The organism is Flavobacterium sp. Leaf82, from assembly GCF_001422725.1.
In the GTDB taxonomy this organism is placed as follows: Bacteria; Bacteroidota; Bacteroidia; order Flavobacteriales; family Flavobacteriaceae; genus Flavobacterium.
Genome location: NZ_LMMA01000002.1, coordinates 126,371 through 145,002, shown reverse-complemented (window position 1 = coordinate 145,002; position 18,632 = coordinate 126,371). Strand labels below are relative to the sequence as shown.

Below are 18,632 nucleotides of genomic sequence, written 5' to 3'. Positions count from 1 at the left end.
TCTCTGTTAAAACGGCTGTCAATTCAATATGTCTACGAACGTGTTTCAATTTTGTTTCGCTTGTTTCTCAAAGCGGGTGCAAAAGTAGAAAACTTATTTCTAAATGGCAAATGTTTTTTGAAGTTTTTTTTAAGAAAATTTCTTTTCTTTTTTCCTTCTCAAACCTTACCAACTTATCAATGAACTTTCCGTGTTTTGCGGGGTGCAAACTTAAAACTTTCTTTCAATTCCCACAAGCTTTTCTTAATCTTTTTTTATCTTTTTTTGAAAATAAATTTTCGTTTTGATCTCAATTGCTTGCCGGTATTTCAGTGAACGTCTATCGCTGTTGCGGGTGCAAAAGTAGGTAGTTTATTCAGTTAAACAATAGCTTTTTCAAACTATTTTTAATCTTTTTTATAAGTGACTGGTTTGGTGTTTTTTACAACAAGAAGTTTTTTTGATGCTTGTGAGGTTTTAGATGGTTTGGGCTGATTTTACCGCAAAGACGCTAAGAATTCTTCTCTTTGAGTTTGTTTTGCAAGAAACGCAAGGCTACATTTTGACTTCTTTTTTAATCACGCAGAGACGCAAAGACGCTAAGTTTTGATTTTTAGAGCGTTTTTATTTCTCTTTTATTATAGTAAACCTCTTTTGAAAGCCGCTCCCCTAGCCCAGATAGTAGTGGAAATCCTTTTGTGCCGTCGTTCGGCACAAAAGATAGGAACGGATAGCGGGAAATAGCTCCTGAAAAAAAACGAATAAATCTGAAAACCCAAAAGCAGGCTTCGACTTCGCTCAGCCGGACATAGTGAGTCTTCCTATATATAAGTATAAAAAATAAACCCGACAGCTTTTAAGAAAGTGTCGGGTTTGGGGTTTGAAATCTTACCTTATATATAGGAGAGAGAAAACTGTCCTTATATATTGTTTATGCCATCTATTACTTCTTTTGTAATGTGGATGCTTTTTAGTTTTGCCTGATGATCAAAAATTGGGCTTGTTGCCATTAGCTCATCTACACGGGCATAGTCTATGAACTTTTTAAGATCTGTTATTAGCTGTTCTTTATTTCCTGTAAAAGTACATGCGGTCATTTGATTGACATGAAAGCGTTCTTCTTCGCTCATAATATCATTAAGAGAATCTACAGGCGGTTGTAAACCTTTGCGGTCGTTTCTAATTAGGTTGAGAAACATTTGATATAAACTTGTAGATAGTTTTTCGGCTTCTTCGTTTGTATCGGCTGCAATGATATTGACGCATGCCATTGTTTTTGGTTTTTCTAAAACTGATGAAGGCTGGAAGTTTTCGCGATAGAATTCAAAAGCCTGAATCATTTGGCGTGGTGCAAAATGTCCGGCGAATGCATATGGTAATCCGTAAGCTGCAGCAAGTGCAGCACTTTCCATACTTGAGCCTAAAATCCAGATTGGAACATTTGTTCCTTCGGCTGGAAATGCCCTAACTTTTGCGGTTGCATTTTCGGCAGAAAAGTAATCCTGAAGTTTAGATACATTTTGCGGAAAACGTTGTGCTTGTTCAAAAAAGTCTTTTCGGATTGCTTCTGCAGTTGGCTGATCTGTTCCCGGTGCTCTTCCTAATCCTAAATCGATTCGGTTAGGATAAAGTGTTTCCAGGGTTCCAAATTGTTCGGCTACTATTAAAGGAGAATGGTTGGGTAACATTATTCCGCCTGAACCTACACGTATGTCTTTGGTATTACTGGCAATATAACCAATTAAAACTACGGTTGCTGAACTGGCAACGTGTGCCATATTGTGATGTTCAGCCAGCCAAAAGCGCTTGTAACCTAAGTTGTCTGCGAGTTGTGCTATTTCTTTTGTTTTTTGAAATGTTTCTGTTGCGTTGCTATCTTGTGTAATGATAGCTAATTCTAATATTGAGATTGAAATTGGGTCTTTCATATATAATGTAGCTTTTATGCAAAATTAATTCATTTACGACAAAGCCCGGATTCTTTCATGTTAATAGAATTATAATATTTGTACGTACAAGTATTATGGATTAAACTCATTTACTTTGGAATAGCTACTTTAGATTTTCTAAATATGTTTCTTGAAAGACAGTAATTAAAAAGAGTAAAGAGTCTAATTTAATTCTCTTTTTATTTCTAATTTTTTGATTTTTGAATTTAATGTAGAAGGATGAATGTCCAGAATCTCTGCCGCTCCACCAATTCCGGATATTTTTCCGTTGCATTTTTTGAGAATGTATAAAATATAATCGCGTTCATTTTCTAAAATTGTCTTTATAGAAAAAGGTTCGCTTGTATTTTCAGTATGCATTTTTGATGATGGCAAGAGTTCTATTTCCTTGATCGTATTTCCGTCTGTTAGTAAAATAGCACGTTGAATACTATGTTCTAATTCTCTGATATTTCCAGGCCAATTGTAACTCAATATTTGCTGCAATGCAAAATCAGTAATATTTGGGGTTTTTCTGCCCATTTTTTCACTGTATACTTTTATAAAATGATTTACTAATTCCGGAATATCTTCTTTTCTGTTTTTTAAGGATGGAACCATTATCGGAAAAACATGCAAGCGATAATATAAATCCATTCTGAATCTTCCGGCAGCAACTTCTTCTTCTAAATTTTTATTGGTTGCTGCAATAATTCTGACGTCAACTTTAAAAGGGGATTTTCCTCCAATTCTTTCAATTTCCTTTTCTTGCAAAACGCGTAATAGTTTTACCTGAAGTTCTAGTGGCATCTCTCCTATTTCATCTAGAAAAATAGTTCCGCCATCTGCAAGTTCAAATTTCCCAATGCGTTTATCAAGTGCACCGGTAAAGGAACCTTTTTCATGTCCAAAAAGTAATGATTCAGCTAAATTCTCTGGAATAGCGCCACAATTTATAATAACAAGAGGTTTATCTTTTCGAGGTGACAAGGCATGGATACTTTGTGCAATTCTTTCCTTCCCGGTTCCGCTTTCTCCTAAAATTAAAACTGATGTATCTGATGGTGCCACTTTTCTGATATAATCAAAAACGGTTATCATTTGTGTACTGTTGCCAATAATACCTTCAAAACTTATGGTTTCTTTTTCAGTTTTATTTTTTTTAACTTTAATTTCTTCATTTATTATTTTATCAGAGATTAAGTCTAAGGAATATATTTTATTAATAAACTGAATAAGATTAGATTCTAAATTAGATAATAATTTTAAATGATCATCTGAATATATTTTGAAACTACGACTGTAAAATGTAAAATGAAATTTTTGAATTGCTGCAATCGAAACAGGAAAAATCAAATACGATTTAATTCCAAAATTATGTGCGATCAAACTTTTTATGGGTGCAACCTGAAAATTATTAATTAAAGCTTCTTCACTATATATAACAGGCTGGTTGTCTACCTTTGATTTTTTATAAGTCTGGTCTAATTCATCTAAAGTAATATCTGCAATTTTAGAAAATTTTTCCGGATTGATAAATTGGTAATTATCAATGTTTTTACGAATAATGCCCAAATTATCATAATGCGTTGTATTTACAAAACCTATTTCAAGATAATCGAATGATATAAAGGTTTGTAATATTCTGCCAAATTCTGTCAGTATTTCATCCTTTTTGAGCTTTGATTTTATAATAAATTCGAGATCGCTTTTTAATTGCAGTTGCTGTTTCAATTGAGACTCTAAACTATATTCCTGACGATAAAAAGCAATTTCGAGTGTTGTTAAAACGTCTTGTTCTCTAAAAGGTTTTACAATAAATCCGTAAGGCTGCGTTGTCTTTGCCTGATCTAAAATACTTTTGCTTGAATTTGCTGAAATAAATATAAAACCTATATTTTTTTCTTTTAAGATTTTAGCCAAATCAATTCCGTTTAGACTTCCTTTCAGCATAATATCCACGAATACTAAGTCTGGCTTTTGTGATTCAATTTGTGCTAGTGCCTGATCAACTGAACGCGCAATTCCTGTAACAACATAATTTGCTTTTTCGAGTATTAATTGCAAATCATGCGCTTCTATAAACTGATCTTCAACGATTAAAATTTTCTTTTTAATTGTTGCTTCAGCAGAGATAGTGTTATTACCAGAAACGATTTCCATAAATGTGGTATTTTTAGTATTAGAAGACCTATAATATATTGGTATAAAATTAGTTAATTATTACCAGTAAAATATGAATTTATTAAAATATAAATCATTAAAAACAACTTTTATCTGAATTTTCCTGATATTATTTCACAAAAGAAGGATTGATTATATTTATATTTGCTGACCATAAACAACCAAAAATCTAATTATAAACCAATTATGAAACAAACCTTTTGTTTTTACCTTTTCCTTTTTATTTCTCTTCAAAACTTTGCACAAACTTCTACCTCAACTGCAAATTATGATTTGAAGAAGAAACGCTTGTTATTTCAGTTTTGCACTACTTTTTTGTATGCAACAAATCAAGGGAAGATTGATGAAGACAGTTCGGCAGTATTAACTACAAAAGCGTATAATTTACCTCTTTCCCTAAGTTATGACGAAGGATATAATCCCAATGCAAGTACAATAATTGGTAGCGATTTTATAGAAAAAGGAAATATCAATGCTGCCATAAAACTTTTAGGGCAATCAAAAGGGTCAGATAAAATAATATTGTTGCTTGAACTAGGAAGCTTTTACCTTTTTAGACCCGGAACAAAACCAGAAGATATTCAAAATGCTTTCAAATATATTAACGAAGCCTTACAAACAAGCAATGAGCTAAAAATTGTAAAGTGGCAACATCAGAGTTTATTATTACTTGGAAAATACTATGCACAGATTCATAATTTTCCTGAAAGCACAAATTGCTTTTCAAAAGTTGTAAATGAATGCAGAAAACAAAATGATAAAAAAGCTCTTGCAGATGCTCTGGCAAATCAGGGTTCTACGTTGCCTTTTTCAGATCCTGAAAAAGAAAAAAGCTTAAACGAATCAATACAGCTTTACAGAACATTAGGATTAGAAGAAAAAGCGATAGAAATGCACCTAAAGCTTATTACAATACATTACTTCAGCGGAAATATCAATTTAGCCAATAAAGAATTTTATCAAAATTTATATGACCAAAGAAAAATAGGATTTAAGCATACGCAATTTACAGAATCTGCAATTTCCTATATAGAACTCAATCGGCATAATATGAAAAGTTCATTATATTATGCTCAAAAAACCATAAAAACAATACAAACTCTTCGTGATTATAATTTTTCTGATACTTTTTATTTGCGTTTTGGCAACGTTTATCTGGTTTTAGGTCATTATGAAGAAGCGACAGAAATGTATCAAAAAAGCGTTTATTATGGTCAGCATTACATAAGTGCCGGAAGTTGGTATAAAAGTTTCATGAGTCTTGTTGGTGCTTTATCCTCAAAGGGAAAAAATAAGGAAGCTATTGATTATATTAATTCAGTTACTGTAAAATTTCCGCCAACAAATCCTTATGACAAAATGATTTTGAACTATACCAAAGCAAATTGTTATGATCGATTAAAAAATTATGCATTGGCAGAAAAATACTTTAAAGAAATGAATGTTTCTGCACAACAATTAAATGGACCGCAAACTTTACTTGATGTTTCAAATGCATATGCATCAATGTCTTATTTCTATGCTCGCAGACATCAGCCTGAAAAAGCCAGGTTGTATGCTGATAAAATTTCTGCATTAGCTAAAGCAAACAACCAACATTACACATCTCAGGATCTTGAAATCTCGCTCTCTATTACTGATTCTTTAAATGGAAATTATGCCGCGGCATTAAAACATTATCAGATTTATAAAAAGATGAGCGATTCTTTAATCGATTATTCTAAAAATAAACAAATCGAAGAACTTAGAATTCAATATGAGACTTTAAATAAGGAACAAAAAATTAAACTTTTAAATGATCAGACTAAGTTGCAAGAAAGCGAATTGCAGAAATCGCAGCTTTTGAATAATCTATCCATTTGGAGTTTGATTTTACTATTGATTACTATTGGTTTATTATATAACAGATACCGTTTAAAACAACGAAATCATGCTAAATTGGAACTTAAGGAAAAAGAAATTAACCAAAAAAATATCAATCTGAGACATTTACTAGACGAAAAGGAATGGTTAGTTAAAGAAATTCATCATCGCGTAAAAAATAATCTTCAAACTGTAATAAGCCTTTTAAATTCACAATCTGCTTATTTGGATAATGATATGGCTTTATCAGCAATTAAAAATAGCCAGCATCGAATTCATTCAATGTCGCTGATTCATCAAAAGTTGTACAATGCTGAGAATATTTCGACGATTAATATGCCTAATTATATAAAAGAGTTGGTTGAATATCTAAAAGAATCTTTTACGCTTGGACAACGAATTCGATTTGAATTAAAAATAGATCCTTTAGAATTAGATGTTGCACAAGCAGTTCCGCTTGGACTTATTTTAAATGAAGCCATTACCAATTCTATCAAATACGCATTTCCTGATGATCGATCCGGAATGATTTATGTTACACTTGAAGGAATTAATGACAACAAATATTTACTGATTATCTCAGACAACGGAATTGGAATTGATGTTGATATTAGCGCTAAAAAAATCAATTCATTTGGTATGAGTTTAATAAAAGGTTTGAGTGATGATCTTGAAGCTAAATTTTCTATGGAAAACAATAACGGAACAATTTTGAAAATCGAATTTTCGCAAGAATTTCCGATGAATCAAAAAAGAGAACTGATTTAAATCCTAAATTTGTCTCTCAAAATAAATTTTGATTCTAGACTTTTCCTCAAATGACACATAAAATTTTAATTATAGACGACGAAGAAAAACTGAGAAGTCTGTTGGCACGCATTATAAAATCAGAAGGATTTGAAGTTTTTGAAGCAAAAGATCTCAAATCAGGTTTTAAGAAACTGGAACAAACTGAAATTGATGTTGTTTTATGTGATGTAAAACTACCTGATGGAAATGGCGTTGATTTTCTGCAAAATATAAAAGGGAGTTTTCCTTTGATTGAAGTTATTTTGTTAACTGCTTTCGGGAATATTCCGGATGGGGTTCAGTCCATGAAAAATGGTGCTTTTGATTATATCGTAAAAGGCGATGATAACGACAAAATTATTCCGCTTTTGTACAAAGCTGTCGAAAAAGCGCATTTGCAGAAAAAGGTCAAACAACTCGAAAAACGTATTGGCGATAAATATTCTTTTAATACCATTATAGGAAAATCAAAAGGAATTGAACAAGTTATTGATCTTGCCAAAAAAGTAGCCAAAACTGATTCGACAGTTTTACTTACCGGAGAAACCGGAACGGGAAAAGAGGTTTTTGCACAAGCGATCCATGAAAATAGTAATCGTGTAGGTAAATCTTTTGTGGCTTTAAACTGCAGTACTTTTAGCAAGGAAATTTTAGAAAGTGAACTTTTCGGACATAAACAAGGTGCTTTTACCGGAGCCTTAAAAGATAAAAAAGGTTTTATTGAGGAAGCTAATGGCGGAACTTTGTTTCTGGATGAAATTGGAGAAATGCCTATTGAACTTCAAGCCAAATTATTACGTGTTTTAGAAACCAGCGAATATATTCCGGTTGGAGATACAACTCCCAAAAAATCAAATTTCAGATTAGTTGCAGCAACAAACAGGGATTTGAAAACCGAAAGTGAAGAACACCGTTTTCGTTCTGACTTGTACTTTCGTTTGAATATCTTCGAAATAAAACTTCCTCCGTTAAGAGAAAGAATTAAAGATATTGCTCCAATCACTCAATATTTTGTTCAACAGTTTTCTGAAAAAACGAATAAAAAGACTTTGAATGTTTCTGATGATTTTCTTCATAAATTAGAAAATTATTCGTGGCCTGGAAACATTCGAGAACTTAAAAATATTATCGAGAGATCTGTAATTTTGAGTAACGGAGATATTTTGACCGCTGATGTTTTGCCTTACGAAATGCAACATCAACCAGAAAAACCAACCAAATCAATGTCGGCTTTCTCGATGCAAAGTGTCGAAAAATTACATATTCAGAAGGTTTTAAATTATACGAAAGGTAATAAAGCCGAAACCGCTCGTTTACTAGAAATTGGAATTGCGACTTTGTATCGAAAATTAGAAGAATATAGTATTCAATAATAGTATTTAAATTTCAAATTCAATTTTTAAAGCTTCAGAGAAGCGTCATATTTATAGATATTTATTGCCAATGATGAAAAGCTCCAGCGGAGCGACACCTATATAATTCAAAAACTATATCACCCCGCTGGGGCTTTTAATACATGCGAATTGATCATTTTCTATAAATATATCGTCCCGCTGGGACTTTTAAAATTCATAATATGAATTCTAATACCTATCATTTCAATAAAAGCTTATCATTTTGATAGGCTTTTTTTATGCCTGATTTTTGGCACAAACCCGCAATCCTTTTATTGACAACACCTTACCAATAATTACTGTTTTTCGGTCTGACTTTTGGCATTAGTGGGAAGAACATAAAAATTCATCTCATGAAAAATCAAGTCACTTCAATCTACAAACAAGCGGAACGTTTTGCTGATATTACTAAAAAATCTATTGTTTCTGGTAACATCGTCCGTGCAAAAAAATGTCTGGCACTTGCTGAACGCCTTTTTATTACCGGAAGTATCGAAACTAAAAACGCCATTTCTAATGTGTACGTTTTCTCGGTTTCTTCTTTTATGGAAGTTCGTCACTGCAATATCTCCCATCTTTTTCCTCAAACGCTAAAAGCAGAATATATCAAGCAAGTTAATACTTCGGGAGTATAATTAATCGGTTAATTGTTTAATCGGTTAATCGCTAAAATTTTAAATCTAAAATCAATCCCGAGGCTTCGGGACTAAAATCTAAAATAAAAACCTATGTTAATCACTTTTCTTTTACTCGCATTAGCCGTCGTGTTGTTTGCGATTTGTTTTAAATCAGTTGAATTTTTTGAAAAAATCTAAATCATGACTGCACTATTTATTGTTTCCATCGCCGTTTTTGGCTATTTGGTTTATGTATTAATTAAACCTGAAAAATTTTAAGAATGTAGAGTTAAATGTTATAAGTCAAAAGTTAGGAATATATCTCAAACTCATTTACTTCTTTCATTTTACAATTCACATTTCACAACAAAAATAATATCAAAATTATGAACACAGAATTACTAGGCGTCATCAGTATTTTTATCGTTTCGATAGTTTTAGCCATTCCGTTAGGAAAATATATCGCTAAAGTTTATTTAGGAGATAAAACACTTTTTGATCCGATTTTCAATCCAATTGAAAAATTTATTTTTAAAATCAGTGGTATTAATTCCACTGAAGAAATGAACTGGAAACAATACTTAAAAGCACTTTTAAGTATCAACATGATTTGGTTCTTTCTTTGCTTTTTTGTCTTACTATTTCAGGGATCGTTGTTTCTAAATCCTGATAACAATCCATCAATGTCACCGGATTTAGCTTTTAACACCGCCATTTCGTTCGTAGTAAACTGTAACTTACAGCATTATTCAGGTGAAAGCGGAGTTTCTTACCTATCACAAATGTTCCTGATGTTCTTGCAATTTGTTTCTGCTGGTGTCGGTATGGCGGCGGCGGCGATGATTTTTACTGCAATGAAAGAGAGAACTACAGATAAATTGGGGAATTTCTACAACTATTTCATCAAAAGCTGTACACGTATATTATTACCACTTTCAGTAATTGTTGCTACTATATTAGCATTCAGCGGTACTCCGATGGATTTTGACAGCAAAGATTCTATCACAACTTTACAAGGTGATCACGTTGATGTTTCCCGCGGACCTGCTGCTGCTTTTATAGCCATTAAACATTTAGGTACAAATGGTGGTGGATTTTTTGGAGCCAACTCAGCGCATCCGTTAGAAAACCCAACTTATTTTACCAATGCTGTAGAGCTTTGGTCACAATTAATTGTTCCGTTTGCGATGATTTTTGCTTTAGGTTTTTATCTAAAGAAAAAGAAATTATCATACGTAATTTTTGGAGTAATGACGATTGGTTTCTTATTACTTGTTATTCCAACAATGATGACGGAAATGAACGGAAATCCAGCTATCGAGAAAATGGGAATTGCTCAAGCAACCGGAGCGATGGAAGGAAAAGAAGTTCGGTTTGGACCAGCGGTTTCAGGTTTCTGGAGCATTGCCACAACCGTAATTTCTACAGGTTCTGTAAATAGTATGCACGATAGTTCAATGCCGGTTTCCGGAGCAATGGAATTGCTTGCCATGATGGTCAATGCGTTTTATGGCGGTTGTGGTGTTGGTATTTTGAACTTCTACATTTTCATTATTCTGGCTGTATTTATTTCCGGATTAATGGTTGGTCGAACTCCTGAATTTTTAGGAAAGAAAATCGAAGCGCGGGAAGTTAAAATTGCAGCTTTTATCGCAATTCTTCACCCTTTATTAATATTATCAGGTACCGCTTTGGCTTCTTATTTTGCTGCAAACGATACTGCAATGGGGTATTGGTTTAGCGGAAACGCAACAGGCTGGTTAAACAATCCCGGACACCACGGATTCTCTGAAATGTTATATGAATATACTTCGAGCGCTGCCAATAATGGTTCTGGTTTTGAAGGTTTGGGTGATAACAATCCGTTTTGGAATATTACTACAGGAATTGTGTTGCTGTTGAGTCGTTTTATTCCTATCGTTGGGCCATTGGCAATTGCAGGATTATTGGCTAATAAAAAATACATTCCTGAAAGTGCAGGAACTTTAAAAACCGACACTTCTATTTTTGGAATAATGGTTTTTGCCGTAATCGCAATTATAGCCGCTTTATCATTCTTCCCAGCGTTGGCACTTGGACCTTTAGCCGAATATTTTACTTTAAAATAAAAATGCTGAATATTTTGAACACATAGAAACATAGAAATAAAATATACAAAAAGAGTATTGCAAAAAACTAGTTTTCTCACTTAGCTATTTGAATGTATGAAAGTGAAACGCCTTCATCTCAAAAAGAAAATCTATGTTTCTATTTGTTTAAGAATTATTTAGTCAAACAAAATAATATAAAAAAATGACAACTAATAAATCCACATCGTTGTTTGAAAGTAAGCAAGTAAAAGAAGCTTTAGTGCAATCTTTTGTGAAGCTGAATCCAAAAATGATGATCAAAAATCCGGTAATGTTTACCGTAGAAATAGGAACTGCCATTATGTTTGCTGTTTGTGTTTCTATATTAATGGGAGCAACTGACCAAGGTAGTTTTACTTATAATTTAATTGTGTTCTTAATTTTACTTGCAACACTGTTGTTTGCCAATTTTGCCGAAGCAATTGCCGAAGCAAGAGGAAAAGCACAAGCGGATAGTTTAAGAAAAACACGTGAAGAAACTCCGGCAAGACAAATTTTGCCTAACGGAGAAATTAAAAATATCAGTTCATCTGAATTGAAAAAAGGAGATATTTTCGTTTGCGAATCAGGCGATTTAATTGCAACTGATGGTGAAATTATCGAAGGTTTAGCAACTATAGACGAAAGTGCTATTACTGGAGAAAGTGCTCCGGTAATCAGAGAAGCTGGTGGTGATAAATCATCTGTAACCGGAGGTACAAAAGTATTATCTGATAAAATTAAAGTAATCGTAACCTCTGAACCTGGCGAAAGCTTCTTAGACAAAATGATTGCTTTGGTTGAAGGTGCAAGCCGTCAGAAAACACCAAACGAAATTGCCTTAACGATTCTATTAGCTGCATTTACTTTAATCTTCGTGATTGTGTGCGTTACGCTAAAACCGTTTGCCGACTATGCAAATGCGCCTATCACGATTGCAGCTTTTATTGCACTATTCGTTTGTTTGATTCCAACGACAATTGGTGGTTTATTATCAGCAATTGGTATTGCGGGAATGGACAGAGCGTTGCGTGCTAACGTAATTACAAAATCCGGAAAAGCGGTAGAAACTGCCGGAGATATTGATGTATTGCTTCTAGACAAAACCGGAACAATCACAATTGGAAACCGAAAAGCAACAAATTTTTATCCTGCAAAAGGTGTTACCGAAGAAGATTTTATAAAGTCTGCTGTGTTAAGTTCACTAGCAGATGACACTCCGGAAGGGAAAAGTATCGTGGAACTGGCAGGTGCCGAAACTGCCAATAAATTATCAATTGAAGGTGCTACTTTAATCAAATTTACCGCTGAAACCAGAACTTCCGGAGTTATCTTAAAAGACGGAACTAATATTAGAAAAGGAGCTCAGGATGCTGCAAAAAATATTGCAAAACAAGCCGGAAATAGTTTTCCTGAAGATACTGCTCAAAAAGTAATCGATATTTCGTCTAAAGGAGGAACGCCATTGGTTGTAATTAAAAACGATCAGGTTCAAGGTGTTATCGAATTGCAGGATATCATTAAAACAGGAATGAAAGAACGTTTTGACCGATTGAGAAAAATGGGTGTGAAAACGGTGATGGTTACCGGAGATAATCCGCTTACGGCGAAATTTATTGCGGAAGCTGCCGGTGTTGATGATTTTATTGCCGAAGCGAAACCTGAGGATAAAATGAACTACATCAAAAATGAACAAAACTTGGGTAAACTTGTTGCCATGATGGGTGATGGAACGAACGATGCTCCTGCCCTTGCGCAAGCCAATGTGGGTGTTGCCATGAACAGCGGAACTCAGGCTGCGAAAGAAGCCGGAAATATGGTCGATCTTGATAATGACCCAACCAAATTAATTGAGATTATCGAAATTGGGAAACAACTTTTAATGACTCGAGGTACTTTAACTACTTTTTCTATTGCAAATGACGTTGCGAAATATTTTGCTATTGTTCCTGCTCTTTTTATTACTGCGATTCCTGCGCTTGAAGGATTGAATATCATGCGTTTGCATAGTCCTGAAAGTGCCATTTTATCAGCGGTAATTTTTAATGCAATCATCATTCCGATATTGATTCCGTTAGCATTGAGAGGAGTAGATTATAAACCAATTGGTGCAAGCGCAATCCTAAAAAGAAATTTATTGATTTATGGTTTAGGTGGATTGATTGTCCCTTTTATCGGAATTAAATTAATTGATTTACTCGTAGCCTTATTTATGTAAATGTAAGGTTCTGAGATGCTAAGATTCTAAGGGACTAAGGTTTTTCTCTTAGAATCGTAAAATCCAGAAAACTTAAAAAAATTAAATTAAAAACATGACTTATGCTTACTAAGCTTCTAGAAAAAAACTTAGAACCTTAGCAACTTAGTCCCTTAGAATCTCAAAAAAAATGAAAACAATATTTTCAATAGTAAAACTTACACTGCTTACCGTAATCTTATTTGCAGTTATTTATCCTCTTGCGATTTACGGAATTGCACAATTTGCTCCTAATCACGGAAAAGGAGAAACTATTTCGGTTAACGGAAAAGTAGTTGGTTACCAAAAAATAGGTCAGAAATTCGATAAGTCGAATTATTTCTGGGGAAGACCTTCGGCTGTTGATTATAATGCGGCTGGAAGTGCCGGAAGTAACAAAGGGCCAAGTAATGCTGAATATCTAGCTTTGGTTCAAAAAAGAATTGATACGTTTTTAGTTGTCCACCCTTATTTGAAAAAATCTGAAATTCCATCAGATATAGTGACTGCTTCAGGAAGTGGATTAGATCCAAATATTTCTCCACAAGGTGCTTTGATTCAGGTGAAACGTGTTGCCAAAGAAAGAAAATTGGATGAAGCTAAAGTAAAAGCTTTGGTTGAAGGTAAAATTAATACGGCTGTTATGGGACCTGAAACAGTTAATGTTTTGGAATTGAATGTTGCGCTTGATCAATTGAAGTAGTACGTTTTTAAACCCGACAGTCCCGAAGCCTGGGGATTAAAAACCTGTCGGGTTTGACAAAGATTTTCGCCTGTTTTGTCATTGCGAGGAACGAAGCAACCTCACTAACAATTATACATTAAGTTGACTTTGCAAATGTGGTTGCTTCGTTCCTCGCAATGACAAACAGAGCGTAAACTGAAACTTAAAATTAAATACCTAGCAGGTTGTAAAAACCTGTTAGGATAATAAATGCCCTTTTTTACCCCAAATCTCTAGCCCCGATAGTAGTGGAAATCCTTTTACTTTTTTCTTTAAAAAGTAAAAGATTGAAACGGATAGCGGGAAATAGCTCCTAAAAAATCTACAAAAATAAATAACCTAATGAGGATGAGATTGCTTTCGCCACGGCAAACAGGTCTCTCCTAGCAATGACTAATAAAATGAAAAAAATAATACTTACCGCTTTAATCGCTTTTGGTTTTAGCAATTTACACGCTCAGGAAGAAACAAAAAGTCCGTTTACATTTTCAGGATATGTAGAGACTTATTATAGTTATGATTTTGGAAAACCGGAAGATCATACACGCCCGGGCTTTTTTTACAATTTTAATAAAAGTAATGAAGTGAATATTAATTTAGGTATGGCAAAAGTGAATTATTCGAAAGAGAATATTCGTGGAAATTTTGCTTTGATGGCCGGAACTTACGCCGAATATAACATGGCGGCAGAACAAGGTTTATTGAAAAATATCTATGAAGCAAATGTTGGTGTGAAGATCTCGCAAAGCCATAATTTATGGATAGATGCGGGAATTATGCCGGCTCATATAGGTTTTGAAAGTGCGATTGGAAAAGATTGCCAGACTTTGACCCGAAGCATTCTGGCTGAAAATTCGCCTTATTATGAAACGGGAGTTAAAATTGGTTACACGTCTGAATCCGGAAAATGGTATTTGGCGGGAATGTACTTAAATGGATGGCAACGTATTGAGAAGGTAAAAGGGAATCAAACGCCAGCTTTTGGAACGCAGATTACGTATAAACCATCGGACAAAGTAGTTTTGAACTGGAGTACTTATGTTGGAAATGAACAACCGGATATTGACAAAAAATGGCGTTATTTTAATAACTTTTATGGACAATTTAAAGTAACGGATAAAACAAATGTTACTGCTGGTTTTGATGTTGGATCACAACAAGCAGCTAAAAACAGTAATAAATACGACACTTGGTTTTCGCCAGTTTTGATTCTGCAATACAAACCAACTGATAAAATTCAGCTTGCCGCTCGTGGCGAATATTATAGTGATAAAAAAGGTATTATCATAGCAACTGAAACGCCAAATGGTTTTAAAACTTACGGATTTTCGGGTAACTTTGATTACTTAGTTACTGATAATGTAATGTTTAGATTAGAAGCAAGAAATCTTTCCAGTAAAGATCAGATTTTCACAAAAGATAACGTTCCAACGGATACCAATACTTTTGTAACGACTTCGTTGGCAATTAGCTTTTAGAAGAATATAAGCCACAGATTGCACAGATTAAAAGGATTTTTTTTTCGCCACGAATTCACGAATTTTTATTTACAAAATAGGATAAATTATAATTCGTGAATTCGTGGCAAATAAATCTACACAAAGCCATTCAATAATCTTTTTAATCTGTGAAATCTGTGGCTAAAAAAATTAAAAAACTTTGTGACTTAGCACCTTCACACAAACATATGAAAGACGAAAAAGAAAATAACGCACAGCACTTTCTCGATTTAATTCAGAAATCACGAAAAGGAAAGTTTAAGGTCTATATTGGGATGAGCGCCGGTGTGGGGAAAACGTACCGTATGCTGCAAGAAGCACATTCGTTGTTGAAAAACGGAATTGATGTAAAAATTGGTTACATCGAAACGCATATGCGAAAGGAAACGCATGAACTTTTATCTGGTTTGCCCGTTATTCCGCGGCGAACCATTTTCTATAAAGGGAAAGAACTGGAAGAACTCGATGTTCAGGCGATTATCAACCTTAGACCCGAAGTGGTAATTGTTGATGAATTGGCACACACAAATATTGAAGGAAGCAAAAACGAAAAACGCTGGCAGGATGTTCTGGAAATTTTGGAAGCGGGAATCAACGTGATTTCAGCAGTGAATATTCAGCATATTGAGAGTTTGAATGAAGATGTAAAACGTATTACAGGAATTGATGTTCAGGAACGGATTCCGGATAATGTTTTGCGATTGGCGGATGAAGTCGTGAATATCGATTTGACTTCTGAAGATTTGATTGCCCGTTTGAAAGAAGGAAAAATTTATACGGCTGATAAAATTCAGACGGCTTTGGCAAACTTTTTTAAGTCTGATCAGATTTTACAATTGCGCGAATTAGCTCTAAAAGAAGTAGCAAGTCAGGTGGTTCGAAAAGTAGAAAATGAAGTTCCTCAACTCCATGCTTTAAGACACGAAAAACTATTGGCCTGTATTAGCAGTAATGATAAAACGGCTAAAATTGTTATTAGAAAAACGGCTCGTCTCGCAAGTTATTACAACGGATCCTGGTATGTTTTGTATGTAGAAACGCCTAAAGAAAGCAGCACTAGAATTGCATTAGACAAACAACGTCATTTGATAAATAACTTTAAACTGGCTGTACAACTAGGCGCAGAAGTTATTAAAATTGAACATAAAAATATTGCGGATGCGATTTTGATTGCCACCGAGGAAAAACAAATTACAACTGTTTGCATCGGGAAACCGCATTTTAATTTATTTAAAGTAATTTTGGCTACAACGATTTTCAGACGTTTATTGAATCGTCTTTCTTTATCGAATGTTGACCTTGTTATTCTGTCGTAAAATTTTTCTAACCATTAAGAAATTAAGAAAAATTAAGCTTTGAATTAATGAAACTTAATCACTTACATGGTTAAAAAAAAATAAAATGTTTTTAAAACAAACATCATGAGAATTAAAACTAAATTGAATCTGGGAGTCGGGTTATTATTTTTACTAATAATAATACTCACATTGGTGAGTGCCTTTTATATTTTCTCGATAAAAAAAGACACGGAGAATATTCTGAAAGCAAATTATAACACGCTTGAATATTCCAGAAATATGCTTTTGTCTTTGGACGAAATTAATTCTAATAAGGAAAATACTATTGTTACTTTTAAAGAAAATCTTCAGAAACAAACACAAAATGTTACTGAAGAAGGAGAAAAAAAAGGAACCGATAGTCTTAAAAGAAACTTTGCTCTTTTAGAAAAAAACAGTTCTGATGAGTCTCTAAAAATGCAAATCAGACAGGATATTTTTGAGATTATGAAACTCAATATGAATGCCATAAAGAAAAAAAGTGATATCGCTAAACATACTGCCGAAACCGCTAATTTATGGATTGCTATTGTTGGAACTCTATGCTTTTTGATTGCTTTTAATTTACTGATTAATTTACCAAATAATATTGCCAATCCTATTAAGGAATTGACGTTGAGTATTAAGGAAATTGCCAATAAAAATTATTCGGAACGGGTGCATTTTACCAATCATAACGAATATGGAGATTTGGCAAAATCGTTTAATACAATGGCGCAAAAACTAGAGGAATACAATAATAGTAATTTATACAAATTGTTTTTCGAGAAAAAACGACTGGAAACGCTTATCAATAACATGCACGATCCTATTATTGGATTAGATCAGGAAGGAATTATTTTGTTTGTGAATGATGAAGCACTGAAAATTATCGGAATGAAATCTGAGGATGTTATTGGGGAATCGGCTTCGACTCTGGCTTTATCAAATGATTTGATTCGGTCTTTGATTTTGAAGGAATTGGCAACTGATTCTCAGAAAAAACAACCTTTGAAAATTTTTGCTAACGGAAAGGAAAGTTATTTTGATAAAGAAAAAATTAATATCACCATAACCCCAACAGGAGAAGAAAAAGAAATCAATATTGGTGATGTAATTATTATTCGAAATATTACCTTATTTAAAGAACTGGATTTTGCGAAAACAAATTTTATTGCCACCGTTTCGCACGAATTAAAAACGCCAATTGCATCTATAAAACTGAGTCTTCAATTGCTTCAAAATACCAAAACAGGTGATATGAACGACGATCAAAAACAATTGGTTGAAAGCATTAAAGACGATAGTCAGCGATTGTTGAAAATTACGGGCGAATTGCTTAATTTATCGCAATTAGAAACTGGAAATATTCAGTTGAATATCGAAAAAAGCAATCCGTATTCTATTGTAAATTACGCGACCGAAGCTGTAAAAATTCAAGCAGATCAAAAACAAATCAAACTCGTTATTGATGCTGATGAAAATCTTCCAAACGTAAAAGCCGATAGTGAAAAAACAGGCTGGGTTTTGATTAATTACCTATCAAATGCGATTACGTATTCTTCAGAAAAAAGTACAATTATCATTAAATTAAAAGAAGAAAAGGATCAGATTGTTTTTCAGGTAATCGACACCGGAAAAGGAATCGACGCGAGATATAAAGACAAAGTTTTTGATAAATATTTCCAGATTCCGGGAAGTCAAAAATCAGGAACGGGATTAGGATTGGCAATTAGCAAAGAATTTATAGAAGCCCAAAACGGAGTTATTGGTGTAGAAAGTAATTTAGGTTTGGGAAGTACTTTTTGGTTTTCGTTGAAGGTCTAAAAAAGTCGTAGGTTCGAAACATATTGTAGGGCTGTCCCGAGGCTTCGGGATTAATCCAGTTCCGTTATAATGCAAAACGAACAATATGAATCGTCCCTACGGGACTTTTGCATTGTGAATACATTTTTTAACCGGATTAATCCCGAAGCCTCGGGACAGCCCTACGAT

Annotated in this window: 12 protein-coding genes; 10 read left to right on the top strand and 2 right to left on the bottom strand. The window is 33.7% G+C overall.

What is annotated here, in order from left to right:
- Positions 1 to 899: 899 nt before the first annotated feature.
- The gene (locus ASF10_RS04190; protein ID WP_056245834.1) at positions 900 to 1,907 is read right to left on the bottom strand and encodes an LLM class flavin-dependent oxidoreductase; all 1,008 of its coding nucleotides are present in this window, start codon (positions 1,905 to 1,907) and stop codon (positions 900 to 902) included.
- A gap of 183 nt (positions 1,908 to 2,090) precedes the next feature.
- The gene (locus ASF10_RS04185) at positions 2,091 to 4,070 is read right to left on the bottom strand and encodes a sigma 54-interacting response regulator (RefSeq protein ID WP_198529565.1); all 1,980 of its coding nucleotides are present in this window, start codon (positions 4,068 to 4,070) and stop codon (positions 2,091 to 2,093) included.
- Positions 4,071 to 4,277: 207 nt separating this feature from the next.
- Between ASF10_RS04185 and ASF10_RS04180 the strand changes: the two genes are divergently transcribed.
- The 10 genes from ASF10_RS04180 to ASF10_RS04140 all read left to right on the top strand — a co-directional run bounded on the left by ASF10_RS04180 (position 4,278) and on the right by ASF10_RS04140 (position 18,464).
- A complete protein-coding gene (locus ASF10_RS04180) occupies positions 4,278 to 6,722 on the top strand; it encodes a histidine kinase dimerization/phosphoacceptor domain -containing protein (RefSeq protein ID WP_131726502.1) in 2,445 nt (814 codons plus the stop codon).
- A 50-nt stretch (positions 6,723 to 6,772) separates the two neighbouring features.
- Entirely contained in the window at positions 6,773 to 8,116 is a 1,344-nt protein-coding gene (locus tag ASF10_RS04175; RefSeq protein ID WP_056245829.1) for a sigma-54-dependent transcriptional regulator, read from the top strand.
- Between the two features lie 374 nt (positions 8,117 to 8,490).
- Entirely contained in the window at positions 8,491 to 8,772 is a 282-nt protein-coding gene (locus ASF10_RS04170) for a hypothetical protein (RefSeq protein WP_056245825.1), read from the top strand.
- A gap of 183 nt (positions 8,773 to 8,955) precedes the next feature.
- Positions 8,956 to 9,033, top strand: a complete 78-nt coding sequence (kdpF, locus tag ASF10_RS23865) for a K(+)-transporting ATPase subunit F (RefSeq protein ID WP_073075461.1) — start codon at positions 8,956 to 8,958, stop codon at positions 9,031 to 9,033.
- A 107-nt stretch (positions 9,034 to 9,140) separates the two neighbouring features.
- Positions 9,141 to 10,862: a potassium-transporting ATPase subunit KdpA gene (gene kdpA / locus ASF10_RS04165; RefSeq protein ID WP_056245822.1), complete on the top strand. Its 1,722-nt coding sequence runs from the start codon at positions 9,141 to 9,143 to the stop codon at positions 10,860 to 10,862.
- Positions 10,863 to 11,046: 184 nt separating this feature from the next.
- Entirely contained in the window at positions 11,047 to 13,080 is a 2,034-nt protein-coding gene (kdpB, locus tag ASF10_RS04160) for a potassium-transporting ATPase subunit KdpB (protein WP_056245820.1), read from the top strand.
- Positions 13,081 to 13,249: 169 nt separating this feature from the next.
- A complete protein-coding gene (locus ASF10_RS04155) occupies positions 13,250 to 13,801 on the top strand; it encodes a K(+)-transporting ATPase subunit C (protein WP_056245816.1) in 552 nt (183 codons plus the stop codon).
- Positions 13,802 to 14,223: 422 nt separating this feature from the next.
- The gene (locus ASF10_RS04150; RefSeq protein ID WP_056245863.1) at positions 14,224 to 15,300 is read left to right on the top strand and encodes a porin; all 1,077 of its coding nucleotides are present in this window, start codon (positions 14,224 to 14,226) and stop codon (positions 15,298 to 15,300) included.
- Between the two features lie 209 nt (positions 15,301 to 15,509).
- Entirely contained in the window at positions 15,510 to 16,637 is a 1,128-nt protein-coding gene (locus ASF10_RS04145; protein ID WP_056245814.1) for a sensor protein KdpD, read from the top strand.
- 105 nt (positions 16,638 to 16,742) lie between these two features.
- Entirely contained in the window at positions 16,743 to 18,464 is a 1,722-nt protein-coding gene (locus ASF10_RS04140) for an ATP-binding protein (RefSeq protein ID WP_056245809.1), read from the top strand.
- Positions 18,465 to 18,632 lie beyond the last annotated feature (168 nt).